The organism is Spirosoma jeollabukense, assembly GCF_054777855.1.
This window is the reverse complement of sequence record NZ_BAAHAD010000001.1, coordinates 378,485-404,766: the sequence shown is the minus strand read 5'-3', so window position 1 is coordinate 404,766 and position 26,282 is coordinate 378,485. Positions and strand designations below refer to the sequence as shown.

Below are 26,282 nucleotides of genomic sequence, written 5' to 3'. Positions count from 1 at the left end.
CGACGGACCGCCCTCTGCCCAATGCCGTTGCTATTCAGAACGTAGTGATTTAACAGGATTCATCAGGGCTGCTTTGATACTGTGGAAACTGACCGTAGCGAGGGCAATCAGGATGGCGGCAAGACCAACCAGAATAAATATCCAGGCGCTGATTTCGATACGGTAAGCGTAGCCATCCAACCATTTTTGCATAAAGAACCAGGCTAAGGGTGTAGCCAGGGCGATGGCCAGAACAACCAGTTTCACAAAATCCTGCGAGAGGATTACAACAATGCTTGGGATGCTGGCTCCCAGCACTTTGCGAACGCCGATCTCTTTGGTGCGTTGTTCAATGACCATCAGGGCAACGGCAAACAGACCCAGGCAGGAGAGCAGAATCGCGATGCCCGAAGCCATGCTGAAAATCTTTGACAGCCGTTCCTCGCTTTTATACCAGGCATCGGTGTTTTCATCCACAAAGGAGCCGGTAAACTCCGATTGCGGAGCGACCTCTTTCCAGACCCCTTTCAGCTTATCCATCGAGCCCGCCAGACTTTGGGGTACCACCCGGACAAAAATGTAATTGATGTTGTCACTCATGGAGAGAAACATCGTAATCGGTTTTTTCTCATTCGTAGTGGAATACAGGTGGAAATCAGGCACCATACCAATGATCTGGTACTTGACGCCCGCCGTATCGGTCTGGAAAAACTTGCCAACCGGATCTTTTTCGCCGATCATTTTGGCCATACTTTCCGTAATAACCACCCGGCCTGACGTGTCCGACGGATAAGCCGGATTAAATTCTCGTCCGGCCAATAGCTTGATATTGAGGGTTTTCAGGTAGTCATAGTCAATGTGTAGCCAATCAGTCGAGACCTCTCTCTCTTTATAGGTAAAGCCCATAATGGACCTCGACGTACTGCGATCCTTACCGAGGCCCAGGTTTACACCACTGCCGGTTATGGCGACAACCGTGGGATCGCTGGCCAGCAGATTTCTCATCCGTTTAAGTGCCTGCTGTCCATTTACCTTGTTGCCAACCGGAATGCTGATGATCTGTTCTTTCTGAAAACCCAGCGGCTGTTTACGCATGTAATCCACCTGCTGAAGAGCTATGATCGTGCAGCAGATCAGTAAACTGGATAGCGTAAATTGTGTAACAATGAGCGAATTGCGAAGCAGTCCCGGACTTTTTATCGTGACCTTTCCTTTCAGGACTTCCACCGCGTTGAATTTCGCCATTTGCCAGGCCGGATACCCGCCCGCCACCAGTGTGACGAGCGCAAACAGGCCCAGTATGATCGCCAGCTTGTCGGGCTGAAGGATATAGTCGAGGGTAAGTTTTCCCTGGAACGTTGTGTTGAAGGTGGGCAGAAGCAGGTAGGCCAGCGCCATCCCGACGACAAATCCAACGAAGCAGATGATGGCGGCCTCGCCCCAGATCTGGACAAATAACTGATTTTTAAGTGCACCGAGCGACTTCCGGACGCCCACTTCTTTGGCCCTGCTGAAAGAACGGGCAATGCTCAGGTTGATGAAGTTTATGCAGGCGATCAACAAAATAAATGAGGCAATGCCGCATAGCGCGTAGACAAGCGCAACCGGCGTTCCCGATCGGCCAGATATCTCCGTATCGAAGTGGACATTCGCTAATTTTTGTAGCCTGATCGCAAACAGATCCCCTCGTTCGTCGGGTTTGGCGCCTTTCTTTTTAAGGCCGTCAACATTCTCAGCAAAGTATTTTTTGGCGAAGGGTTTTAACCGATTCTCAAACGTAGCCTGATCGACCTGGGGTGATAACTTTAAATAAACTTTGTGCGACATGGCATCCCATTTGTCCTTATCGCTCTGATAATTTCCAGCATTGGCAATTTGAATAAAGGCATCGTACTGAATAGAGGAATTGTCGGGAAAATTGCCCAATACGCCCGTAATGACGTATTCCTTCCGGTTCTCATCCAGGCCTAGCTGCACACGTTTGCCAATAGGGTCTTCGGTGCCAAATATGGCCTTCGCCATGTTCTCGCTGACGACGATGTTGCTTCGATCGTTCAGCGCCGTGTTCCGGTTGCCTTTAAGCATTGGAAACGAAAAAATCTTCAGGAAATCTGGATCAGTCAGCATGACCTGCTTATCGAGTGATTTTCCCTTATAGGTCACCACATTGCTTCCATTCATGAGCCTGGAGACGGCTTCTACTTCCGGAAAATCAGCTTTTATGGCTGGCGTAAGCGGTAGCGGCATGCCGCTGGAGCGACTAGCCTTTTCGGGATCATTCGAGAAGAGATAGGTCTGAAAAATGCGGTCGCCATCGGCATGAAAGGAATCGTACGACAGTTGAAAATAAGCCGTCAGAAACAAGAACACACTGACAAAAAAAGCCACCGAAAGGCCAACTACATTGATGGCTGCATAGCCTTTGCTTTTCCACAGATTCCGAAAGGCAATTTTAAGATAATTACGTAGCATAGAGGGATGGAGTAAAAAGGGTCGGGGAGAATTGCCGTAGGTAGCTTTCCGAAGCGGACGTACCATCGATTGATGAAGTTGATTCTCCGTTTTTAGTGTATCATTTGTGTTATTGATGAAATAGGCGGCCTGTCGGGAAAGGAAGTAGGGCCGAATGAATTTAATGACTTCCACTACGTAGCGTTGCCGGGCTTGCTGCTCACCGATTTCCCTCACCTGATCAGCAAACTGTTCATGCAGATCGCCCAGTAATTCTTCGACCAGGTAGGGCGGACACAGCCATCGCAGCAAGCGGTCGGCCCAGGCTGGGGGAGTGGATTGATTAGCCATAGGTTACGACATGGACGGATTAGGAATGGAATTCCAAAGTTCGTTACGTACCTCCCGCAGCTCGCTCAACGTTTGTCTGCCCAGTGCAGTAATAGTAAACAGCCGCTTTCGGCGACCCCCTCTGGCCGAGGTAGCACCGCCCAGTTCGGAGTGTACAAACCCTTTCTCTTCCAGGCGATACAGGGCAATATGCACCCCACTAAGGCTAATGGTGCGGCTGGTCCGTTGCTTTAATTCAGCCGCTACCGCCACGCCATATGCTCCGTCGGTCAGTACGGCTACAGCGAGTAAAACCAGTTCCTCAAATTCACCTAAGTATGATCTGCCCATAATCGCTCGTCAACGACCGCTTATTTCATTGCTATTTGCTAAACAAATCAAGTGCCAAACCTGAAAAATGGCTCTAAGGCGCTATTGGGGCGTAAGTGTGCGCCAAGGCATGTCCGAAAACGTACAGGCGTTGTCCGGTAGTGTACGAGAGTGTTTTATTCTCGCCGGGCACGAACGGCTATTATGCTATTTATGGTGCGGACCGCAAAACGATCAACGGTAGCAGTGGGACCGTTACCATTACCAGAAAAACTACCACCAGCCTAACTGGCACCTTTAGCTTCACGGCCTACGATGCAAACGCTAACAGCAAGCGTGCTTTAACAGAAGGTACCTTCAACGTGCCGGTTACCAGGGATAGTTAGATATATAATTTTAACGCGGCCAGTTCTAAGAACTGGCCGATTTTGTTGTTTTAAACGGGTTTATTTGTACTGATTTCACTGGGTCTACTTTCATTTTATAATTAAAACGCCCAGGACTATACCGCAGACGCATGAAAGCTCCATTTCGTTTTAGCCTTAAGGCATGGGATGCTATAGAGGTTGCCTCTGCTTATGGCAAAAAGAATGGAATTTTCTACGCAGCTAAGTATTGAGCGTGAAGGTGAGGGTCTTAAGGTCGCCGTCAATGGAACGGGACTGGATGATCAATCCCGAATCCTCGTTGAACAGACGATCACCAATTTGGGGCAGGGTGCCAAATGTTTTATGATACGCCTGTAGGCTAGAAAAGCAAACGCTGAGTCTATCCATCACGGTTGAGGTTACAATCGGATCTTCATACCAATTGTCGACCCGGGATAGTTTTTTTACCTGATGCAAATACCGTTCGGAGAGCAGGAATTTTACTTTCCATTCGTTAATTACCCAATCCTGATCTTCAATAGCCTCTACAATCGATTTTGTAAGCATAGTTAAAGAAGTTAAAAATTGAGTTGTATATAATAGCCTGAAAAGTGCGTATATACCTGTAACAAACTGCGCTACGAAATCGCCCCGGATAGCCAGCGCAATACGGTACTCTCCCGTTAACTTACCCAGAGGTAAATCCACCTGTCGAATGGCTGCTGATGGCAGGGCGAAATCTTGCGAGAAATCTCCACATCTTTTTTCAATCGTGCAACTAGTCAACTAGTTTGTTTCGTGAACTGGTAGACTAGGGAATTCGTCAATCATTAACTATTTGTTGCCTGTAAAGTGAGGTAACGGTATACATTCTACGACGACTATCGTTCCATTAGCCAGGCAAATGCCTGGTCTATATCCATCACCTGTACTGCTCAAGCTAACGGCGAGGGCCTATGGTATAAACGTAGTAACAATTGACTAAAAAACGATACTTCCGAAAGTTGAAACATCCATTTTCTGATGAGCATAGTCAATACCAGATTAGCACTTTACAAGTAGACACCCAAAAGCCTGTAGTTTGCTCCTTTTCTTTCGTCGCTCGCGGCATTTTTCTGCCTATTGTAGACCAATTTAGTATGTTTGGTAAGCAATAAGTCGTAGTCGATGCTACCTTATTAACAATACACCTCTTTGCCTTAAGCCCTCTGTCATGAAAGCCAAATCAATTAAAGGAAAATCGCCCGCAGCCATCGCCACGCATCTTCAGGAAAGCATGGCCGACGGGTTTAAGCCAACGCTGGCTGTCGCGTTTATATCCATCAGGCAGGATTTCGAGGCTATTAATAAACTTCTCGATGCGCAGGGAATTGCCGTTTTTGGTGCGACAACAGCGGGTGAATTTATCGACGGTGATCTTGGCGACGGATCAGCCGTTGTGCTGCTTATGGATATGAATCCCGCTTATTTTCGGCTGGAATGTGTGCACACGGGTGAGCGCACAACGCGCGATATTGCGCAGCATATTGCCCGAACTGGCCAGGACACATTTGACAAGCCCGTATTTGTGGTGGCTTCGGGCGGTTTGAGCACCGATGGCGAAACCATTGTCGAAGGTCTTGACGATGTGCTGGGTGTCAACGGCGCTATTTTTGGGGGCCTGGCGGGTGATGATTTCACGATGAAGGCTACCTATGTATTCAGCAATCAGTTCAAAAGCGATAATGGTCTGGTTGCTCTTATTCTGGACGGTGAGCATGTGCAGGTGTCCGGGCTAGCTACCAGCGGCTGGAAACCCGTCGGTACAGTTCGGACGATTACCCGTAGCGAAGGAAACGTTATCTATACCATTGACGATGAGCCTGCTCTGGATGTCATCATTAAGTATACCGGAACGCCCAAGGAGCTTTCCGGATCGAATGAAATCATCAGTGTGGCGTCAGAATTCCCGATGCAGTTACTACGTGACGATGCGCCGTCGGTGCTGCGGGCACCCTTATTTGCCAATAAAGCCGATCGATCAATTGTTTGCGCGGGTTCGTTGCCACAGGGATCAAAAATCCGGTTTTCGCTTCCGCCCGACTTCGATATCATCGGCCAGGTAGTAGCCGACTGCAAGCAGATTAAAGAAACCCAGCCCGAAGCCGATGCACTCATTATGTTCTCCTGTTTTGCCCGGCATATGTCGTTGGGCCCCCTGGTCAGTGAAGAAATCGACCACGTTAAAAACGTGTGGAATAGTCCGTTAGTTGGATTTTTCTGCTACGGCGAAATTGGTAAAGCCTTGACAAGCCATCACGATTTTCATAACAACACCTGCTCGCTGGTCGTATTAAAAGAAGTTACCCAATGAACACGCATCTTCAGACCATCCTCGATCTCATTGACAGTAAGCCCTCAATGGACGAATCCGACTATGCCACTATTTCCAATGCCGTTCGGGAGGTAGATAAAACGCTGTCTCTGGCAGAGTTCAAATTGAGTCGATTTAATAAAGAGAGCCGAACCGTATCGGTTATTCTGGAAGAGACCATTGACGAACTTCAGCAGAAATCGACCGTGCTGGCGCAGGCCAATACGGCCTTGACAGAAGCTATCCAGAATCTGCAGTCTACCCAGTCTCAGCTCGTTCTGACGGAAAAAATGGCCGCTTTGGGCGAACTGACGGCCGGTATTGCCCACGAAATCCAGAATCCACTCAATTTCGTCAATAATTTTTCGGAGGTCTGTATCGAACTGGTCGACGAGTTAAGAGAAGCCCTCAGCCAGCCCGAAACGGCCAACGACCGGGCGAATACCGATGCGTTGCTAAAGGATCTTTCGCAGAGTATGAAAAAGATCAATTACCATGGCAAGCGGGCCGATTCGATCGTTCGGGGTATGCTGGAACATGCCCGTACCAGCACCGGCGAACGCCAGCCTACCGATCTTAATGCGTTATCAGATGAATATTTACGACTGGCGTATCATGGGTTACGAGCAAAAAACAAGGAGTTTAATGCCCAGCTAATCACTGATTTTGATCCCGCCATTGGTTTGGTAGACGTAGTGCCGCAGGATATGGGCCGTGTATTGCTAAACTTATTTAATAATGCCTTTTACGCGGTTCGGGAAAAGCAGAAAACGGCCAGCCAGGGCTATCCTCCCACCGTAACGGTGACTACCCGGCGCTTGAAAACGACCACTGAAATCCGGGTGCGCGATAACGGGACGGGCATACCCGATGAGGTAAAAGAAAAAATCTTTCAGCCTTTTTTTACTACAAAACCTGCCGGGCAGGGAACGGGTCTTGGCTTGTCCTTAAGTCACGACATCATCAGTGCGCAAGGGGGAACGTTGATGGTGAAAACGCAGAAAGGAGAAGGTACCGAATTCATTATCAATCTCCAGATTTAATTGCGTATACACCTTTCATCTTTTAATGCAACGCCGGTAATGGACGTTTGATAACATGAATATACTCGTAGTGGATGATGAGCAGGATGTGCAGGCGCTGTTTGAACTGCGGTTCCGGCGGGAAGTGCGGGCGGGTGAGTACTCGCTGGCTTTTTGCTATTCTGGCGAGGAAGCGCTGGCTTATTTAGCCGACCATCATTCTGAAGTGGTGCTGATTCTGTCTGATATAAACATGCCGGGTATGACGGGTTTTGATCTATTAAAACAAATCCGTACCCACGTTGACAGGGTACAGCCCGCCGTGATGATGATTACGGCCTATAATGATGAGCAGTCCCGGGAACAGGCACTGGCCCTGGGGGCCCATGATTACTTAACGAAACCAATCGATTTTGCAGCCCTGAAGCTAAAAATTAACCGTGTTCTGTAGCGGTATGATCAGACGTTGTTCGCATCAATTTCATAAAATGAGAAAGCGCGTCAGTCTCGGACTGGACGCGCTTTCTTGGGTCAATAGATCAATTAGAATTTGTCGGCCCGATACGGATATTTATTGAAGATCAGGTTAACCGCTTCACGGACCCTGCCTTTCTGACGATCGAATCCGTCGGAGGAAGTCAGACCCGAAGCCAGCCCCTGCCAGACCACCTGATCGGTCTTGGTATCAACAAGGTTGACAAGAATGGTTCCTGCGTTTACGCTGATATCCTTGTCGCTGTTCATTCCGGGCCCTTCGCCTGGGGTGACATACGTAGCGTCGGCGCCTACGTATCCTTTTATAGTGGTTGGTTTGTCAAACACCTGAAAATTGACAAGCAGATCGGGCGACTGAGGAACCAACGTATACCCCCGGCCGTCCAGGGCATAGCCAACGGCATCCTGAAGCTGTTTTTTTAAGATCAGGCCGTTTGCAGGATCGAGTTTGTTATCCAGTTGCGAAGCCCAGACATAGGATTTATAGTGGCTAAAGTCAATATTAGGTCTGAGTTCGCTATCTACAGTAATCGTTTGTGCCTGTGTCAGGCTGGTTGCCAGTGCAAAAGTGGCAACGAAAAATAACCGGTTCATATGCGTTGTTATTAAATCTATTTAGGTGTTACACCTGATTGGTATCAATAACGAACGCTTGTCAAGTCGGTTAATTAAAAGGTAGTTAAACCTAATATGTGCCTGTTGTTTGACCGGATTAAACAGGCTTGTTATAGCCAGAAAAGCCTGTTTAATCCGGTCAAAAAGTCAATAATCATACACGTGCTCAATTTTTACCCCCTGCTCGTTCACGAATCGAATGGTCTTGTCTAACCATTTCACCTGGGTTACCAGCGCGACGCGTTTTAGACCGGGTTTCGTCAGGATAGGTTGCGTAAATACCAGCTTGAAATCGGGGGAGGTCGGTTGCCAGGTGGCTGGGGCTAAGACGGTTAGCAGAATGGCCGAGTTATTGCCCGCAATTTCGCGAAACGTAACGCCCTGCTGCGCCAACGCCGATACCGCCGGGTGAAAGGCTTCGTAACGCGGCAGCAGCAGCAAAGCCGATCCATCCGTATACGTTTTAACGGGAAGCACCGAGCCGGGGCGGTCCGTCGTTACGGCAGTGGGCAGCCGGTCAATGATAACGGCGGTTGTTGGTAACGCTTCGTCGTAGGATGCTTTGGTGCCGAGCTTGATCAGGTACCCATAGCCCGCTTTAACCAGCAACTCTGTCAGCAACATGTACTTACGGTCACACTTACGCAGAAAATGAGGTCCGAAGAATGACGTACCAGCGAGCAGTTTGGGAATTCGGGATGTAAAGTCAAATTCGTACCAGGGTGATACCCGGATGAAGTCCACATAATCCTGCGCAAACCGGGCATTGAATTTGTCTTCATCGGTCACAACTTCTCCGTTGGTCGGGTTGGTCAGCCGCCCGACAATCGTCTCGTAGAGGGACTTCATCGCGTACTCCACCGTCGTACTTACACCAATGACCCAGATCATGATGTGGTAACCGGTATTGAACGGAAAGCTGCCTTTTATCTGGTCATAGACAACGCCATAGCTCTGCCAGAGCTGTTTTATGTGGCTTACGTACGGGAACGTAGTGGTCGTTTTTAGGTGCGCATAATCGGCTATTTCGGCCGGGCTATGCACCAGAAACCATTCGGGGTACGTCAGAAACGTCTGATCGGCAGGGCGAATGTGTTCCGCCGGTGTTACCGGGTGTGGGTTGCTGACTAGCCAGGCCTTCGGGACTACGCAGCCGTCTCCAGCCGGAATCGTCAGTGAGTGGCGTCCTTTCCGGAGAAAGATGAAGCTGGCAATCAGCACCATCAGGACCGTTAAAACAGGAAGTCGGAGCATAAGAGAAACTTATTTTTTCGTGAACAGCACCATCGTATTGTCAGACGGGTCATTGGCCTGAAGAAGCCGTTTGCCTGCATCTGTAAACCCAACGTTCGTAACGATCTTGCTCCATTCTGCGATGGGCTTAAAGTCCTTGTAATCCTTCTGGTCCGTTTCCCAATCGATGTTCAGACCCAGGTTAAAGACCGTGTGCACGAGCGATACGAACGTGGCCATGTCATCGGTTTTTACGTCGTGATCACGCAGAATAAACCAGCCGCCTGGTCGTAGAATTCGGCGGATAGAGGCCACAAAAGGCGTCAGTTGTTCGGGCCGGGTGTGGTGCAACCCGATTAGGCACGTAACCAGATCGACGCTCTCGCTGGGGATAACGTCAGGGCTAATGGGCTCAAAATCGTGCGATTCCACGAACGTACCGATTTTGGTCAACTGGCCCCGTTCCATAATATCGGCAGGGCTGTAGGTGGGCGCTACGTCGTTGATCAGGTAGATGGGCTCGCTGATGGACAGGTGTTTCCGCAAGTCGCTGATATACCGTCCCGGCGATCCGATTTCAACATAGCCGTTTATTGTCACGCCAGCCGGTAAGAGTTCCAGCATCTGCCGGGTCATTTCTTTTTTCTGCGTTTTGAGCGCGGGCAGGGCGTAGGTTAATTCCGACAGAAACGGTTTGATACTCGGCAGGCGGTTCTGTATAGTTTTATAAATGGTCTCATCCGACGTTTCCGCTTCCGTCACTTCCCCAATCAGGTGATGAAATTTATTTTCGGGATACAGGTGAAAAACGACCTGAAGAAAGCGGTAAAAGGCATCGCGTGATTTCGTCTGGTTGAACACAGTCCGAAATTCAGAAGTTGCAGTAGTCATAAGAGTAAGGGTTAGGTTATAACCGTTCGTAATACGTATCCCAGAACACGTTGTGAAACCTGAAAGTGGGATCTAGTTTTTTCTTGAGCGCGAACAGCTTTCCGGCATTTGGATACGCCTGGTGAAACTGCTCCGACGTAGCATGGGCCTGATAGGGGAGGTAGTAGGCTCCACCAACCGACACGGCCGCGTCGATCAATTCGCGGGTCCAGATCGCTACTTCATTTTTAGCGATTTCGTGGGTTCGTTGTTTATAATACACCACAAAGGCAAATACTTCTTCGCGCGCCCAGGCCAGATACGAACCCGAGTCGGGGAGGGCGTGGCGAATGGATACGTTGATGACATTGACATGATACCGATTAAAAATCTCGCTCATCTTCCCGGCAAACTCGTCGAAGTGTCGCACGGGTACGAAGTATTCCTGCAATACATAGGTGCGCTTCGTGCGGGAGCGGGGTTCGAGTTCGGCCACGTCGTAACCTGCTTCGTAGTTTCGCCAGTGGATCGGTTTGCTTAGGTAAAGAAGCGGATCGACTATGTGCTCCCGACGCCAGTTGCCAAAGAACGTTTCTGTGAATGCCCACAGAAAATACCGCTCCAGCGGGTAGGATTCGCGCAACGGCATCAGCCGGGTTTTAACCGTTGGTTTCTCCGTTGTCTTAACCCACGTAACGGCCCGCATGTTTGTAAACGATGGTGGATACATGTCACCGTTGTGAAAAACTGCTTCGGGATTATCGCGGATAGTATTGGTAAAATAAGTGCGGTAGTAGGGGCGCTTGAGTGTATAATGCTCCCGCCGAACGGCCAGATTTTCTTCGAGGTCGAGGTCGACCGATACGATAATACCGATGCCATTGTAGCCGCCGATGGCTCCAAAAAATACCTCCGCATTTTCGGTCCGGCTAGCCCGAACAAGTGACCCATTAGCCAAAACAACGGCAATAGATCGCACCGCCAGAATGAGGGGGCCGTGCCCCATGTATCGACCATGGCAGTTTACGCTTAATGCACCACCCACCGTGAAGTTAGCGTAGGTCTGCATGATCTTGATACTCAGGTCGTGGGGGTCAATAAATCGCTGAATATCGCACCACCGAATGCCCGCCTGAACGCTGATGGTACGGTCGTCTTTCGAGAAATCAAGCACTTGATTTAAGCTCCGCATATCTATGTGCAGGCTCTGCGGACTAGCCGTTTGCCCACCCATGCTGAACCGGCCACCCCCTACCGAAATAGGACCCGTTGTGCTACGTATCCGCTCCTGCAACTCATCGACCGACAAAGGTCGAAACACCTCGGCTACTACAACCGGGTTCAACTGCGTTACGTCGTTGATGATACGTTCTTTGGTGTTGAGATTTGGAATTAGCTGGCCGGTATCGTTTTTGAAGTAGTCGGCAGCCTGGTCCGGCACGGTGCCGAAGGTGTTTATTGCCGCGGTGCCTTTTTTGAACCCTACTTGATAAAACAACCAGATCGGCCCCAGCACCGGAATCAGCACGGCAAGCAGCCAGTAGCCCGATCGGTTGGCGTCATGCAGTCGTTTAGTGGCGGTCGCCAACAAGGAACCAACCAGAAGGGGGTAGAGAAAATACGTCGCCCATATGCCAACAAAATCGTGCAGGACGGTATGTAATACGTAGAAAGTGCTCCAGATAAAGGTCGACACAATCCAGTACGTGGAGCGCTGGATACGGCCCCGGCTAGTGAAAAGAAGGTAACTGAGAGGAAGTTTATCTTTTAAGCGCATAGACTCAACAAATATACGCGAGTGCCTGTTTTAGTAGCTGATTAAGACGCACTTGTTAGTAAAAGGTACGTAAGGTGAGCGACCTGTCTACTCAGAACCGGTATAGGGTAAAACAGTGGTTTTATTGGACAATAGTTCGTAAATACACATTAATCATCCTTTGCGTTATTAAAACGCCCGGTTTGCCAAAACAAAAGGGAGGAAAAGTCGATTACACGTGTATAGTATATGTACAGCCATAGCTAAACTATTATGACAACTCCTATAAACCGTACCGGAACGCCGGATTCTGCTATGTGGGCGCGTAACCCCAAGAATGTTGCCTTTATTGGCGATTACCTGCCCCGTCAGTGCGGAATTGCTACGTTCACGGCTGACCTTTATAAATCTTACAATTCCTTCATCCCCGCTTCCAATGCATTGGTCGTATCGGTCAATGATACGCTGGAAGGCTACGATTATCCGAGCGAAGTTCGGTATGATTTCTACCAGCATGATCAGGACGCTTACCGGAAAGCGGCTGAGTTTTTAAATTCAAAAGATGTCGATGTTGTGTGTCTGCAACACGAATATGGCATCTACGGTGGACAGGCCGGCAGTCATATTCTGACACTGTTGCGTAACCTGACCATGCCCGTTGTAACGACCTTTCACACGATTCTGAAAGATCCCAACAAAGAGCAATTGCTGGTTCTGAAAAGCATTGCCGATCTTTCTTCCCGCGTGGTTTGTATGTCGGAGAAAGGTCGGAATTTCCTGATGAACATCTACGACGTTTCCGAAGATAAAATCGATCTGATTCCGCACGGTATTCCCGACATGCCCTTTGTTGATCCCCATTTCTACAAGGATAAATTCGGCATGGAAGGCAAACAAACGTTACTGACGTTTGGGTTATTGTCGCCCAACAAAGGCATTGAAAACGTAATCAGAGCGCTGCCCCGTATTGTGGAGCAGTGCCCCAACGTAGTATATATGGTGCTGGGGGCCACGCACCCCAACCTGATAAAAAATGAAGGTGAAGCCTATCGGGACAGCCTGAAAAAACTGGCGGCTGACTGTGGCGTTCGCGATCACATCCGATTCTACAATCAATTTGTGGAACTGGACGATCTGCGCGAGTACCTTGGCTCGGCCGACGTATACATTACACCTTATTTAAATCCGGCCCAGATCACATCGGGTACCTTATCCTACGCCTTTGGCTGTGGGAAAGCGGTAATATCGACGCCTTACTGGCACGCCGAAGAACTCCTCGCCGAGAACCGGGGGATTCTGGTTCCTTTTGGCGATTCGGATGCTATCGCTGAGCAGGTTATCAATTTGTTTACCGATGAGTCGATGCGGCATGCCATGCGCAAGAAGGCCTACATGATGGGTCGTGAGATGACTTGGGAACACGTTATTCAGTCGTATGCCAATTCGTTTGCGCAGGCTCGTCAGGAACGTATGAATACGGTGAATAGTCAGGCGGTCTACATGATGGGCGCCCACAGCAGTTCGGCGTTCAAGTTGCCCACGATTCGCCTTGATCACCTGTTCCGGCTGACCGATTCGACCGGCATCGTGCAGCATGCCCGGCATCACCTTCCTTTTTACGAAGAAGGGTACTGCACCGACGATAACGCCCGAGCGTTGATTCTGACCCAGATTCTTCAGGAAACGGGCCTGGGGGATCGCAAGCTGGCGCAGGCCGCCGATAATTATTGTGCGTTCATCAATCACGCTTACACCGACGATTACCACCGGTTCCGCAACTTTATGAGTTACGACCGTCGCTGGCTGGAAGATATTGGTTCAGATGATAGCACGGGACGTACGATCTGGGCGCTCGGTACGGTCATTGGTCGTTCCTCCGATCGCAATGCCGTCACCTGGGCCATGAATCTGCTGGAACGCGTCATTCCCACCGTAGTGTCGATGACGTCGCCCCGTGCCTGGGCGTTCTCGCTGCTGGGTATCTATGAGTACCAGAAAAAATTCAACGACGATCGCCTAGCCAAAACCATTCAGCGGCAGCTGCTCGACAAACTGATGTTCCGGTATACCGAAACGGCCACCGAAGACTGGCCGTGGTTCGAGAATACATTGTCTTACGACAATGCCGTACTGGCGCATGTATTGTTACGTTCGGGCGATAAACGGTTGATCGATATCGGGTTAAACGCCCTAAAATGGCTCGTGAAACTGCAAACTGCCGATCGGAGCAATCCGGCTGAATCGACCCGACGTACCAGCCAGGGACATTTTCAGCCTATTGGATCAGATGGGTTTTATACCAAAGGCCAGCCTCGCGCTTATTTCGACCAACAACCGCTTGAAGCTCAAAGTACGATGTCGGCTTGCCTGGCCGCTTTCGAGATAACGGGCGACGATGAATGGCACCGGACCGCTATTCGGGTATTTAAATGGTTTACGGGGCTCAATGACCTCGGCTTGCCACTCTATGATGAGCAAACGGGCGGTTGCCGCGATGGCCTTCACATTGATCGGGTCAACCAGAATCAGGGTGCTGAGTCTACCTTGTCGTACCTGCTGGCCCTGGCTGAGTTGTACACGACCCAGAAGCGACGTACCGACACCAAGTCGGTGAACGTGGGAATGCCCGTATTGATGAATGGCTAAGTAGAGTTCCGTCTGGTTACGCCAAAACCTGACTATATCTGATACGTATTAACTACCTTTTAAAGAAGACGCCGAAAACAAATTGTGCTGAATATTCAGCTTACAATCTTGTTTTCGGCGTCTTCTTCGTTCTATTTTGTGTTCTACTAAAGACCGTACTTAATCGATGAGTATTAAAGCCATTCGCACCGGCATCGTTCTTCGGCCTGACCCGACTCGTGTTCTATTCCGGGCTTTTGAACTGGGAAGTACAACCCGCACTCTAAAAATCATTGCGCGGGTGGGCGGCATGACCGACGAAGAAGCGGCCCAAAAACTAGATGAAGTCATTCGTGAATTTGGTGGTCGTCATTATAAACTCGAACGCTTTCTGCTACAGCGCTTTGAGCAGGTGAAAACCCATTTGTTAACGGATGAACCCCTGACAACGGAGCGTAAACTGCTACTGGGGGCGTATTTTACGATGGAGTATTCCCTGGAATCGGCCGCGCTATTCAACCCCTCAATGATCTGGCATCCCGATCAGACGAACGTACCACCTGGTTATAAACGCTTCATTTTGAGTTTGCGGGCAACCGGCGAAGGCCATGTTTCGTCGATCTCATTCCGGATGGGGTACATTGACGAGGCCGGAAAAATTATCCTCCGCAAGCCGTCGCGCTACGTAACATCGCCCGAAATAGTCCCTAACCATCGGTTCAACCGCGCTCAGTTTCTTCGTAAACTTTATGAGTTACGCCTGGAAAACAGCATTCAGGAGAAAATGATGACCGGTCTTGAAGACGAATTCAGCCTTCCCGAACTTGAAGCACAGATCAAGCGAGTGCTGGCGCAGTACCGCTATAATGCCGAGTACGAAACGATTGCCAGTGGGTTGCTGGCCCTGGCGAAGTCGAACTACGAAATTCATTTTGAAGACGATCAGAGCCTGGACGAGCGCTGTATTTTCCCAACGTCGCCCAATGAAACCAATGGCATCGAAGACGCTCGTTTCGTTCAGTTTACCGACGATAACGGTGAAATAACCTTCTATGCTACGTATACGGCCTATAACGGTCGGGTAACGTTTCCGCAACTGCTGGAAACCAAGGACTTTACTAATTTCAACGTCAGTACGCTGAATGGTGCCGAGGTGTCCAACAAAGGTATGGCGCTGTTTCCCCGTAAAATCAATGGAAAATATGCTATGATTTCGCGGCAGGATGGCGAGAACATCTACCTGATGTATTCGGATGATCTGTATTTCTGGCAAATGAAAGAGCTGCTGCTAAAACCTACGTATCACTGGGAATATGTGCAGTTGGGCAACTGCGGATCACCCATAGAAACCGAAGCGGGTTGGCTGGTGCTGAGCCACGGTGTCGGGCCTATGCGCAAATATGCCATTGGCGCGTTCCTGCTCGATCTCAACGACCCCAGCAAAGTAATTGGCCGTACAACAGAACCCATTCTAAGTCCGGACGAGAATGAACGCGAAGGCTACGTACCAAACGTAGTGTACAGCTGCGGTGGACTCATTAACGGTAACGAATTGATAATTCCATATGCAATGGCCGATTACGCCAGCAGTTTCGCCACTGTAAATGTAGCCGAACTCCTCGCCGAGCTGACAGGGCAAACCAAAACAGAAGACGTACCAGTTCAGGAAGCCGTGACGGTGAAATAAATAGACAACAGGAGTAACAGAAACAGCCAGCTAATGAAAATTGGCTGGCTGTTTCTGTTGACTACCTTCTGGCTCACTTATCCCACCAAACGGGTTGGTAAATGTCGCCGACAACGGTTGCATTTTTGTTGTAGTTACGCTCGTCCTGCGACGTTGGCAGACGTAATGGAATCGCTTTTTTAGCAGACTGCTGGTTAGCCTTTATCGCTGGAAAACCTGTCCGACGCCAATCGTTATAGCCTTCTGGCGATGTAAAGAGCGATATGTATTTCTGATTGATGATTTTTTCGAGCGTAATGGTTGCGGCTGTTTCGCTGGCCACCGCTTTCTGGAAAGCCGCTGAAATGTCGGAGCCCGTTGTCCGTTTCACAGAGGCTGCAACCGCTGCATTGAACGCCGTGGCAGCGTCAGCTGCTTTGCCTAAACGCAATTGGGCTTCAGCTTCGATAAACTTCGCTTCCGAATACGTAGCCAGGGGCGTGGGCGAATCGGGTGAGGCAACACCCGGTCCCGGATCAGAAGCAGCCGTGTTATCGGACTCTTCAGGAGCCAACCCCGTATACTGACCGTCTTCATCCTTCGCTACATATAAGGGCAGGCGTGGGTCATTGGTTGTTTTTAAATAGTCGACGAAGTACTTACCCATTTTGATATAACCCGCCCGAATCGAAGTAAAATCATACCACTGGTTGTAGTTTCCAGCTACGTCATAAAAAATGGCGTTCATGTCGGGTTGATCGGCCGTCACTTTGCTCAGGGCTGCCAACGCCTGGGTCGCACTACCGGTTGGATCGACCTGACTCAGCCGGTTGGCATAACGAGCCTTTATAATATAGGCCGCATTGATCCAGGCTTTTACGTCGCCCTTGAAAATGATATCATCTTCGGCAGGCACAAATGTGTTAGCTGCCTGAGCCTGACTTAAATCGGCGATGGCTCCATCCAGCAGCGTTTGAATGCCTTTTATAACATCTTCCTGCTTGTCGTATTTAGGCTGAAAATTATTGCTCTGCAATGCTTTAGCGGCTTCCGTAAACGGTACGTCACCCCAGAAATCAGTAGCGATACCAAAGTTAAGCGCCTGTAGCACCTTCGTCATACCTGAATAATAAGGGTTCCCCGCGCTGTATTTGTCTAGCAGCGTGTTCGCGTTGATAAGCGTACCGTTATAAATGGTTGCCCATTCGTTGGTGATATCTGCTTCAGTAATCACGTATTGACCAAAAGTCTGGTACTGAAACTGATTGCCAGCCGCCTGTTGAGCCAGTACGGCGCTGATGCGTCCAAGCTGACCACCATACGTCGCAAACGTAGCTAATTCTGCGCCTGCCAGCAGCGTAGCTGCCGAGGCTATTTCTGGTGAATTGGGGTTTACTCCGTATTCGTCAAACTGGTTTTTGCAGGAACTGGTCAGAAAGGTTAGTCCCAGAACTGCTACTAGTATCTTCTTCATAACTGAAAGTCGTTAAGGAAATTAAAATCCGAAGTTGACGCCAAAAATGTAGGAACGGGTGCCAGGGTTATTAAAATAATCAAACCCCTGCAGGTTAGAGCCAGCGCCCGTCAGGCTCGTTTCTGGATCCACTCCTTTGTAGTTTGTGTTCAGATAGAGGTTCCGGCTTGATACCGAGAAATCGACATAGTCGATGTATTTTTTTAGCTTAAGCCGGTAGCTCAGCGCCACTTCACGCAAACGGAACCAGTTCACGTTTTCGACAAATTGCTCGGCCGCTCCGCCACCATCACCCTGATACTGACCAAAATAATTTAACGCCGAAACGGCTGTCGTATTGGCTGAACCATCTGACATCACACCTGGAATAACGTAGGTACGTTCGCGGTCGGCTGACTCCTGCGTGCGGCCGATGCGTTGCAACCGCGCATACGTACCGTTCCAGATGGCACCGCCCCGACGAATATCGATCAGCGCTGTTAACGTAATGCCTTTGTATGTGAAAGTATTACGAATGTTGCTGAGCCAGTTCGGATACGGATTGCCGATATTTTGTTGAGCTTCCTGCAACAAGGGTATACCATTCGAGCCGATAATTAACTGACCGGCATCGTTACGTTGCCATTTGGTGCCATACAACACACCCAGCGGTTGCCCAATAATAGCGTAGCCACCAATGCCATTGAAGGCAGATTCCAGGCTAACTTCGTTTACACCATCTGCTAACTGCAGCACTTTGCTGACGTTCTTCGACCAGTTTATGTTGATGTCCCAGGAGAAGCTTGGTGTTTTGATGGCGTTGATGCCCAGCATAACTTCAATACCCCGGTTACGTAGTTGGCCGGAGTTCGTATAAGTAGCCGTGAAACCAGAGCCAGGAGCCGTTGGGCGTGTGAGCAGAATATCAACTGTTGTTTGTTGATAGGCCGTTACGTCCAGATCAATCTTGTTCTGTAAGAATCTGAGGTTAATCCCAGCTTCCAGCCCTTTCACACGCTCAGGCCTCAGGTCGGGCGTTCCCACGACGCCATTGTAATAGGAGTACCCATTGACGCCACCATACGGGAAGTTTAGTCCGTTGGTAAATCCATCCGTAAAGGAGGGCTTGCTGAAATACGTACGGGTGCGGTAGGTCACTGGCGGAATCCCCGACTCAGCATACGCTAACCGAACTTTACCGAACGAAATGGGCGTGTTCTTTAACACGGTTTCGGTGAATACCCAGGCCAGGGAAGCTGAGGGGTAGAAGAAATTGTTCTTCCGCGTGCGGTCAAACGTAGATGACCATTCGTTACGTCCTGTCAGCGATAAATACAATTGGTTGGCGTAATCAAAATCTGCCTGGGCGAAAACAGCCGTGGTGAGTCTGCGCGTTGCTGAATTAGATGCGTACAACTCAGCCGCATTGCCCAAGTTGTAGAAGCGAGGGATGGAGAGATTACGTCCGCGGGAGAAATTGTCCGTAAAGTTGAACGAGGTAACGTTATTACCCAGCGTATAGTTGACGCCAAACTTGTCGCTGAACCGGTGTTCACCCCGAAGAATCAGGTCAGAATACACGTCGCGACTGGTGATATTATCATAATTGACCTGTCCATATGTCTGGGCATTGTCATCTCCATTAGAACTAACGGAAAAAACCTGCCGACGGGCATCAGAGTAGGCGTCAGCGCCAATTTTGTACGTCAAATCGAAGTGCGCATTCCGGTGGTAATTCAGGTATACATTGCCTAATACCCGGTTGATATCGTCCGTAAACGGGTTGTTGTTGACCGTGTAAAATGGATTGTCGTAGAAGGCGTAGTAGTTATTATTGAACCCAGTTTTAGGGAACTCGTAATTGCGTAGGTCATACGATGCCGGAGCACGTAGTAAACTCAACATGACGCCTGCTACGTTACTACCATTCTGGGCTTTAATACCGCCCGATTTTATATAGCTAACCGTACCGCCAATTTTCAAATTATCGGTCATATTCGATTCGCCAGTAACCCGAAGCGTGTTCCGTTTGTAGTCGGTATTGGGCACTACGCCATTCTGAATCAAATTCCCGAACGAGATCCGGAAATTCCCCTTATCGTTGCCACCCACCAGGGCTACGTTTGTGGTGTGGGAGGTGGCTGTTTTAAAGAAGTTGCCAGGATTGTCATACGACTGTAATCCTGGAACACTCGAAATCAGTGGTCCCCAGCTGTTGGGTGTACCCCCGGCAACGTCGTCAGCTGTATTAAATCGCTGGTCGGGTCCCGCATCCGCCGTTGAATATTTGCCACCTGAACCCTGGGCGTAAATCGATTGCAGATCAGGTAATTTATTGACCTGCGAAAGCTCCAGCCGATAGCTGACCGTTACGCCAATACCTTTCTGGCTACGTCCTTTTTTTGTCGTGTAGACAATAGCGCCATTACCCGCTCTAGCGCCATACAGGGCAGCAGCCGCCGGACCTTTCAGAATCGTAACCGACGCAATATCGTCGGGGTTAAGGTCCAAGGCCCGGTTCGAGTTATTGACACCGCCGAGGTTGGCATTAAAAGGGTAATCACCTGCCGACGACGTAACGGTTTCGTTATTGATCGGTACGCCATCGACCACAATAAGGGGTTGTTGCTCCCCCGTAAACGTCGATGGGCCACGTAGCACAATCTTACTCGAAGCGCCTGGTGTACCGGCTGCGCTAGTGACAATAACACCGGCTGTTTTAGCCGCCAGGCCCTGAATCACGTTTGCCTCGCCCGACCGGGTCAGGGCATCACCCCCTACATTGGAGACTGAGTACCCCAGGGTTCGTTTTTCCCGGGAAGCGCCTAAGGCCGTTACAACGACCTCGTTCAATTGCTTGGTGTCGGCTTTCAGCGAAACGTTGATCGTCGTTTGCGACCCAACGGGTATTTGCTGTGATTCAACGCCAATAAAGCTGAAGATAAGCGTAGCATTATCGGGTACGTTAATACGGTAATTTCCGTCCGCGTCCGAGTTTGTACCCCGTGTAGTTCCTTTAATCTGGATGTTGGCCCCGGGCAGGGCTGCCCCATCCGAAGCGGTGGTGACTTTGCCTGTCACGCTTCGCTCTTGTGCATAGGAATAGCTTATTGAGCTAAGTAGCACGAGTCCAAATAGAAGCTTTCTCATGGATGAATTGTGTTTGAAATGAATTTGTTGATAAATTTTTACATGAAAAGGAAAAGAGACAATATCCGTGACTTTTGTTGCATGCTACAAACAGGATAATTCAGTCGTAGGAAGATTTGTCTAGTGGTACGTATCCCCGTTCGTTGCACAACGAATAATCATTAAGTTACAAATGGTAACTAGTTTGGAAGACGTAATAGGTCAGGGCTAAAAAGATTGACCTCGAAAACCAGTTGAGCTGGTAGAGAGCGGGCACAGTAGCGTCTTGCTACAGTCTATAAGCAAGACGTTAGTTCGAAGTATAATTTTTTTCATAACTGTTGATGAAGTAAGGTCCAAATGCAATACTAACTTAACTTAAGTTTAACCCTAAATTAAATTTTTTTGATATAAAATAATCGGTTATGTCTAGGGATATGGCTCAAAAGTCGCTTTAAAAGTAACAAAATACTACTCAATGATGAAAATTTTATAAAAGATAAACGGGTATCTACTGATTGTACTATTAAGTGATTTTACTTATTTTTATATTAAATCTAACTATGTGTTCCCTATAACATTGTGACTAATAATTTGTTTATTTTTTAAAATAGCCCTATAATATCTTGCCGTATTATCATTTATTTATAAAATATAGTATAGTCTACTGTTATGAAGCCGGGCTATTCTACTTATTCTACTTTGTTGAGAAATGTCTGATTTAGTAACAAAAAAGCGGGTCGACATTGTCGACCCGCTTTCTGCATTACGCTTTATCCAACTATTAAAGTGCTGTATATTAAGAAAACACGTTTTTCAATAACGGGTCGATACGTAGTAATTTTTAAGGAGCTTTCTGTCACTGACTAAACGTTCCGTGTGCCTACTAACTCATTTGTAAACTCACTTAAAAGTAAGACCTAATCTTCTTAAAGTCATAATATGCTTTGTAAAAGTATATTTTTCGGTATATATATTAATTTTTCGGTAGGCTATCCGGCTAAAATGCCAGAATTTATATGCACGGATCGGCTGACTGAATCTATTTTATGTCTGTAAGCCAGACTACCTGAATGCGCATAAGAAATGCCAAACTTTTTACCTAAAACTGAGTTATTCTATGACATTAGCTGACTCAACGCCATGGAAGATGAAAAGGATGTAAAACATGATAGTGCCTATATAGCTGGACGAACACAGGGGCCTTTTGGCTCTGATGATGCCGATGTTGACAGACCGGTTGAAGATAACAGAAATCAGTACGAACAGGAAGACTCGGCTAATGGCACAGATAGCCAGCAGATCCGGGGTGGGCAGGATGGCCGAAACGAACGGGGTATGGCCAGCACCGATATGGATAGTAAGAATGGTATCCTGCGGATGAAAGACAATTCCAACAGTACGCTTGAAGTAACAGAGGAAGGCATGAATGCCGCCGTTGCCGATGGGCAAAAATCTAACACGGCTATGGTGGACGTAACGACCAGTGGCCCCGATGACTATGGGTCTGCTGATCAGGTAGGTACACCGAAAGCACAGGAAGCTGCCAAAAAACAGAACGACCCCGAGAAAACAGATAAAAACGACACGACTCAGCAGGAGCGTGAAGAAGATGTCGCCGAAACGGGTACAGACCTCAATAATCAACCAACCTACTGATTACCCTATCAGCAGGTGATTGTTTTCTTTTCATATACTCAACCACTTAATCCATTAACGTTATGAGCGTAAGTAGCAATTCTCGCAAAGAAAGTACCGAGTCACATGCGGCTCAGGCTATGCACAACACAATGGGTATTCCCCCCGCGCTGGCGCAATTGAATGATAAAAATCTGGATAATGAACTGCCTTCGCGTGTTGCCGGTAGCAGCGACACCGACGTACCGGGTGATGTAGCCCAGGCAGATTCCCTGGTTGCAGAAGCTGACGACGAGAAAGGTATAACCAGCGCGGAAATTGAAGAGTCGAAACGGGCATCCTGGGGCCAACCACCTATTTCAACCGATGCCGAAGACGTAGTAACCGTAGATGACGCCGACTGGAATCGCAGCACCGGCGAAGGTGCCATTCCGGCAACGCGCGTTAACGAACCCGATCGTACGTTGGGAAACTCGTAGTTTTATGAAATAAAATTAATTAAGCTGCCCGATTGGATTGGTCTAATCCAACTAAAAATCAGGTAAGTAGATAGAAAACAAAAGCCATTCAGATCATCTGAATGGCTTTTGTTTTCTCAGGAAGAATCATTGGGTCAACGATTAGACAATGGATTGAGAAGTTTATCCACAGCCGGGGCGGGTAACAAAACTCCATTTTTTACCTGGTTTTCAACCGCAGCAAGTTGGTCGTGTATACCTGGCAGTTCGTAAAACCGACCTTCAATTCGTTGACGTAGTAACGACCGGAACCAGCTCAGTTGCTGGTGCTGGCGTCTGCGGTTACGGGAGCCATTCCGGGTAGTGAGTTGCTGGTGTTGTTGAATGGTTTGCCAAACCTCCGTTATACCCACGCCGTTGAGGGCTGAACACAGGAGGACCGGGGGGAACCAGCCCGTATCGGTTGGTGGAAACAGGTGTAATGCATTTTGATACTCAACACGGGCACGGTTAGCAGGTAGCTGATTATCACCATCCGCTTTGGTAATAACCAGTGCATCGGCCAGTTCCATAATGCCTCGTTTCATCCCTTGCAATTCGTCGCCTGCACCAGCCAGCATTAGCAATAAAAAGAAATCGACCATACCATGCACAACGGTTTCGGATTGCCCGACACCAACGGTTTCTATCACAATTACGTCGAATCCGGCGGCTTCGCACAGCAGCATTGACTCACGAGTTCGGTGCGTTACGCCCCCCAATGAATCCCCTGCTGGGGAAGGCCGAATATAGGCAGCAGGATTCATAGACAGCGTTTCCATACGGGTCTTATCTCCTAGTAAACTCCCCCCTGAACGCTGGCTGGTTGGGTCAACGGTTAGGACGGCCAGTCGATGCCCGAGGGTCGTCAGATACGTGCCAAAAGCTTCAATGAAGGTACTCTTGCCCACACCCGGCACACCGGTAATGCCGATCCGAACCGACTGACCTGTTTTGGGCAAAATGGTATTTAACACGGCTTGTGCCAACGCCTGATCGTCGGGACGCCGACTTTCAACGAGCGTGATGGCCCGACTGAGCAATAGTCGATCACCAGCGAGGATGCCAGTAACATAGTGGTCAGGTGAGAGACGTTGGCGCATAGGATTACTTCAAATCGTCGGGTGTCGTAATCTTTATATTTTCGTATGACCCATCGATGAGCGTAATCGGGAAACCGGCGAATTCCATAACACTGGCACAATCGGTAAAAAACGGTTGCTCTTCGCTTCGAAAGGCTTGCCTGAATAAATCTAATTGAAAGGTTTGTGGTGTTTGAACCAGCCGATAGAGACTACGATCAACCGCCTGACTGACGCCATCGACGCCAACAACCCGAACGGAATCTTTGACAGGCACACACGTCACCGCCGATCCTGTGCGGGCGGCTGTCTCGAAACTGTGCTCAATGATTTCCGAAGAAATGAACGGTCTGACACCATCGTGTACAGCGACCAAACCCGTTTCTGCCTGAATGCTATTCAGTCCATTACGTACGGATTGAAAACGGGTTACGCCACCGTCTACGGTCTGGATTGCCGGATGGAAATTGTGTTGATCGCAGAGCGTCTGCCAGCTAAACTGGTCGCGGGCGGGCAAAACCAGAATGACTTGGATTGACAGCGGAACCGCCAGAAATCGCTCAATAGTGTGTTGAAGAATGGGCTTACCCTTGAGCAGCAAAAACTGTTTTGGTACGTCGGACTTCATCCGGCTACCACTACCCCCGGCAACGATAATGGCAAAAAAATTAGTCGATAGTCGATAGTTGTCAGTCATCAGCACGAAGCAAAGACCAAAAATACTAACGACTATCGACTAACGACTGTCAGCTTCCTTAAATAATCAACATTGCGTCGCCATAGCTGAAGAAACGATATTTCTCTTTGATGGCTACCTGATACGCTTCCTTAATCAATTCGTGACCGCCGAAGGCGCTGGTCATCATGATCAAAATGGACTCAGGCAAATGTAAATTGGTTAACAGGGAATTAGCGATTTTGAAGTCGTAAGGGGGGAAAATAAATTTATCTGTCCATCCTTCAACCGGCTTCAGGCGGCTATTAGCCGATACGGACGATTCAATAGCTTTGAGGGACGTAGTACCAATCGCACAGACACGATGACCGCCGTCCAGTGCTGTATTAACGATCTGCGCCGATTCTTCGGGAATACGGTAGTTTTCCGAATCACTCTTGTGTTTGGTCAGATCTTCCACATCTACCTGACGGAACGTACCCAAGCCAACGTGCAACGTAACAGGAGCGAAATGGATACCTTTAATTTCCATACGCTTCATCATGGCACGCGTGAAATGCAGACCAGCGGTTGGGGCGGCTACCGCGCCAACATGCTGCGCAAAAACGGTTTGGTAATCGTCACGGTCAGCGCTTTCGGCTTCGCGGTTCATTTCGCGGGGAATGGGTGTTTCGCCCAGTTCGTCTACTGCTTTCATGAATTCCTCATGATTGCCATCGAACAGGAAACGAATGGTCCTGCCGCGCGACGTGGTGTTATCAATGACTTCAGCGACCAGATCACTGTCACCGAAGTAGAGTTTATTGCCAACGCGGATTTTACGGGCTGGGTCTACTAGTACGTCCCAGAGCTTCATTTCGCGGTTTAATTCGCGCAGGAGGAATACTTCTATTTTGGCACCCGTTTTTTCCTTATTGCCATAGAGCCGCGCCGGAAAAACTTTGGTGTTATTGATCACCATCACATCGCCATCGCCGAAATAACTCAGCATATCCGAAAACTGCTTGTGTTCAATGGTTTTGGCTTTCCGGTCAACGACCATCAACCGTGATTCACCCCGCTCAACTGGGTATTTGGCAATTAGACTTTCGGGTAAATCGAATTTAAATTCGGATAACTTCATAGTGTATCAGCACGAAAAAGAACGGCGTATTTTTTGTAAAGGCCGCAAATATAGTCAAAAACCCGGAAAATTTGACATGTTCCGGGTGATTTTCTTGCAAATATCGAATAAATGCCTTATTAGTGCGTTTCTATTGAGCTAATTGGCTTAACCGCACCATCCGTGTTAACATGCGCACGGTCCGAAACGTTGAATTTTGCCATTAATTCGGGCGATACTTCGTTGGCATATGTACCCTGAGCCGATACGAAAACACCTTTCATCCCATTGGCGGCCGTAATCGCATACAGCGTCATTTCATCGCCGGGGTCCGATGTACCTTCAAACCGATGAAATTCATCGACAGTAAATTCTTCGCCTTTCAGCTTCGTCTCTGTACTTTTTTCTTCCAGAAAATCTTTTTTTGGGCCAAACTCGTGCGTGTAGCCGCGAGCCCGAAGGTCTTCCATCGCTTCGGTTAGGGTGGTGAAATGTTTCATAACGGTAGAGAGTTTGTGTTCCTAATAAAACGCATAATAGGCCGGATAGTTTTAAGGTTAATAGGAGTGTGGTACGCACCTGATGAAACATTTGCCTCCGAAAGATTATTAG

The 26,282-nt window shown here is 48.8% G+C and carries 21 protein-coding genes; 8 read left to right on the top strand and 13 right to left on the bottom strand.

The window, feature by feature from the left end; all coding sequences use genetic code 11:
- Positions 1-30: 30 nt before the first annotated feature.
- Positions 31-2,781 (bottom strand): ABC transporter permease, encoded by a 2,751-nt coding sequence (locus ACYVEA_RS01595; protein WP_461111552.1) that lies wholly within the window; start codon positions 2,779-2,781, stop codon positions 31-33.
- Between the two features lie 3 nt (positions 2,782-2,784).
- Positions 2,785-3,111 carry a PadR family transcriptional regulator gene (locus tag ACYVEA_RS01590; RefSeq protein WP_461111550.1) on the bottom strand — a complete coding sequence of 109 codons (327 nt, stop codon included), beginning with the start codon at positions 3,109-3,111 and terminating at the stop codon, positions 2,785-2,787.
- Positions 3,112-3,251: 140 nt separating this feature from the next.
- Here ACYVEA_RS01590 and ACYVEA_RS01585 point away from each other — a divergent pair, with 140 nt between their 5' ends.
- On the top strand, positions 3,252-3,476 hold the full coding sequence (locus ACYVEA_RS01585; RefSeq protein WP_461111549.1) for a hypothetical protein: 225 nt from the start codon (positions 3,252-3,254) through the stop codon (positions 3,474-3,476).
- A gap of 222 nt (positions 3,477-3,698) precedes the next feature.
- Here ACYVEA_RS01585 and ACYVEA_RS01580 read toward each other — a convergent pair whose 3' ends face one another.
- Entirely contained in the window at positions 3,699-4,025 is a 327-nt protein-coding gene (locus ACYVEA_RS01580) for a hypothetical protein (RefSeq protein WP_461111548.1), read from the bottom strand.
- A 646-nt stretch (positions 4,026-4,671) separates the two neighbouring features.
- Here ACYVEA_RS01580 and ACYVEA_RS01575 point away from each other — a divergent pair.
- From ACYVEA_RS01575 to ACYVEA_RS01565, 3 genes are read left to right on the top strand one after another with little or no spacing between them, the layout of a single operon-like run.
- Positions 4,672-5,811: an FIST signal transduction protein gene (locus tag ACYVEA_RS01575; RefSeq protein WP_461111547.1), complete on the top strand. Its 1,140-nt coding sequence runs from the start codon at positions 4,672-4,674 to the stop codon at positions 5,809-5,811.
- The gene (locus ACYVEA_RS01570) at positions 5,808-6,854 is read left to right on the top strand and encodes a sensor histidine kinase (protein WP_461111545.1); all 1,047 of its coding nucleotides are present in this window, start codon (positions 5,808-5,810) and stop codon (positions 6,852-6,854) included. The genes ACYVEA_RS01575 and ACYVEA_RS01570 overlap by 4 nt, the downstream gene beginning before the upstream one ends.
- A gap of 55 nt (positions 6,855-6,909) precedes the next feature.
- On the top strand, positions 6,910-7,284 hold the full coding sequence (locus ACYVEA_RS01565) for a response regulator (protein WP_461111544.1): 375 nt from the start codon (positions 6,910-6,912) through the stop codon (positions 7,282-7,284).
- A gap of 92 nt (positions 7,285-7,376) precedes the next feature.
- On the opposite strand, the gene ACYVEA_RS01560 is transcribed toward ACYVEA_RS01565, so the two are convergent.
- The 4 genes from ACYVEA_RS01560 to ACYVEA_RS01545 form a co-directional block, all read right to left on the bottom strand.
- A complete protein-coding gene (locus tag ACYVEA_RS01560) occupies positions 7,377-7,922 on the bottom strand; it encodes a DUF4136 domain-containing protein (protein ID WP_461111543.1) in 546 nt (181 codons plus the stop codon).
- A gap of 168 nt (positions 7,923-8,090) precedes the next feature.
- Complete coding sequence (locus ACYVEA_RS01555; protein ID WP_461111542.1) at positions 8,091-9,197, bottom strand: hypothetical protein; 1,107 nt, start codon at positions 9,195-9,197, stop codon at positions 8,091-8,093.
- A gap of 9 nt (positions 9,198-9,206) precedes the next feature.
- Entirely contained in the window at positions 9,207-10,067 is an 861-nt protein-coding gene (locus ACYVEA_RS01550; protein ID WP_461111541.1) for a methyltransferase domain-containing protein, read from the bottom strand.
- Between the two features lie 16 nt (positions 10,068-10,083).
- Positions 10,084-11,823, bottom strand: a complete 1,740-nt coding sequence (locus tag ACYVEA_RS01545; protein WP_461111540.1) for an FAD-binding protein — start codon at positions 11,821-11,823, stop codon at positions 10,084-10,086.
- Between the two features lie 252 nt (positions 11,824-12,075).
- Between ACYVEA_RS01545 and ACYVEA_RS01540 the strand changes: the two genes are divergently transcribed.
- On the top strand, positions 12,076-14,448 hold the full coding sequence (locus tag ACYVEA_RS01540) for a glycosyltransferase family 4 protein (RefSeq protein WP_461111539.1): 2,373 nt from the start codon (positions 12,076-12,078) through the stop codon (positions 14,446-14,448).
- 166 nt (positions 14,449-14,614) lie between these two features.
- Entirely contained in the window at positions 14,615-16,114 is a 1,500-nt protein-coding gene (locus ACYVEA_RS01535; RefSeq protein ID WP_461111538.1) for a glycoside hydrolase family 130 protein, read from the top strand.
- A gap of 73 nt (positions 16,115-16,187) precedes the next feature.
- Here ACYVEA_RS01535 and ACYVEA_RS01530 read toward each other — a convergent pair whose 3' ends face one another.
- Together ACYVEA_RS01530 and ACYVEA_RS01525 are read right to left on the bottom strand one after the other, a co-directional pair.
- Positions 16,188-17,567 carry a SusD/RagB family nutrient-binding outer membrane lipoprotein gene (locus ACYVEA_RS01530; protein ID WP_461111537.1) on the bottom strand — a complete coding sequence of 460 codons (1,380 nt, stop codon included), beginning with the start codon at positions 17,565-17,567 and terminating at the stop codon, positions 16,188-16,190.
- 21 nt (positions 17,568-17,588) lie between these two features.
- Positions 17,589-20,696 carry a SusC/RagA family TonB-linked outer membrane protein gene (locus ACYVEA_RS01525; RefSeq protein WP_461111536.1) on the bottom strand — a complete coding sequence of 1,036 codons (3,108 nt, stop codon included), beginning with the start codon at positions 20,694-20,696 and terminating at the stop codon, positions 17,589-17,591.
- 1,122 nt (positions 20,697-21,818) lie between these two features.
- Here ACYVEA_RS01525 and ACYVEA_RS01520 point away from each other — a divergent pair.
- Positions 21,819-22,334 (top strand): hypothetical protein, encoded by a 516-nt coding sequence (locus tag ACYVEA_RS01520; RefSeq protein WP_461111535.1) that lies wholly within the window; start codon positions 21,819-21,821, stop codon positions 22,332-22,334.
- Positions 22,335-22,396: 62 nt separating this feature from the next.
- On the top strand, positions 22,397-22,792 hold the full coding sequence (locus ACYVEA_RS01515) for a hypothetical protein (RefSeq protein ID WP_461111534.1): 396 nt from the start codon (positions 22,397-22,399) through the stop codon (positions 22,790-22,792).
- Between the two features lie 134 nt (positions 22,793-22,926).
- On the opposite strand, the gene meaB is transcribed toward ACYVEA_RS01515, so the two are convergent.
- The 4 genes from meaB to ACYVEA_RS01495 all read right to left on the bottom strand — a co-directional run bounded on the left by meaB (position 22,927) and on the right by ACYVEA_RS01495 (position 26,170).
- Complete coding sequence (gene meaB / locus ACYVEA_RS01510; RefSeq protein ID WP_461111533.1) at positions 22,927-23,913, bottom strand: methylmalonyl Co-A mutase-associated GTPase MeaB; 987 nt, start codon at positions 23,911-23,913, stop codon at positions 22,927-22,929.
- A gap of 4 nt (positions 23,914-23,917) precedes the next feature.
- Positions 23,918-24,589, bottom strand: a complete 672-nt coding sequence (locus tag ACYVEA_RS01505; protein WP_461111532.1) for a 2-C-methyl-D-erythritol 4-phosphate cytidylyltransferase — start codon at positions 24,587-24,589, stop codon at positions 23,918-23,920.
- 58 nt (positions 24,590-24,647) lie between these two features.
- Entirely contained in the window at positions 24,648-25,691 is a 1,044-nt protein-coding gene (queA, locus tag ACYVEA_RS01500) for a tRNA preQ1(34) S-adenosylmethionine ribosyltransferase-isomerase QueA (RefSeq protein WP_461111531.1), read from the bottom strand.
- Positions 25,692-25,810: 119 nt separating this feature from the next.
- Positions 25,811-26,170, bottom strand: a complete 360-nt coding sequence (locus ACYVEA_RS01495; protein WP_461111530.1) for a hypothetical protein — start codon at positions 26,168-26,170, stop codon at positions 25,811-25,813.
- Positions 26,171-26,282: the final 112 nt, after the last annotated feature.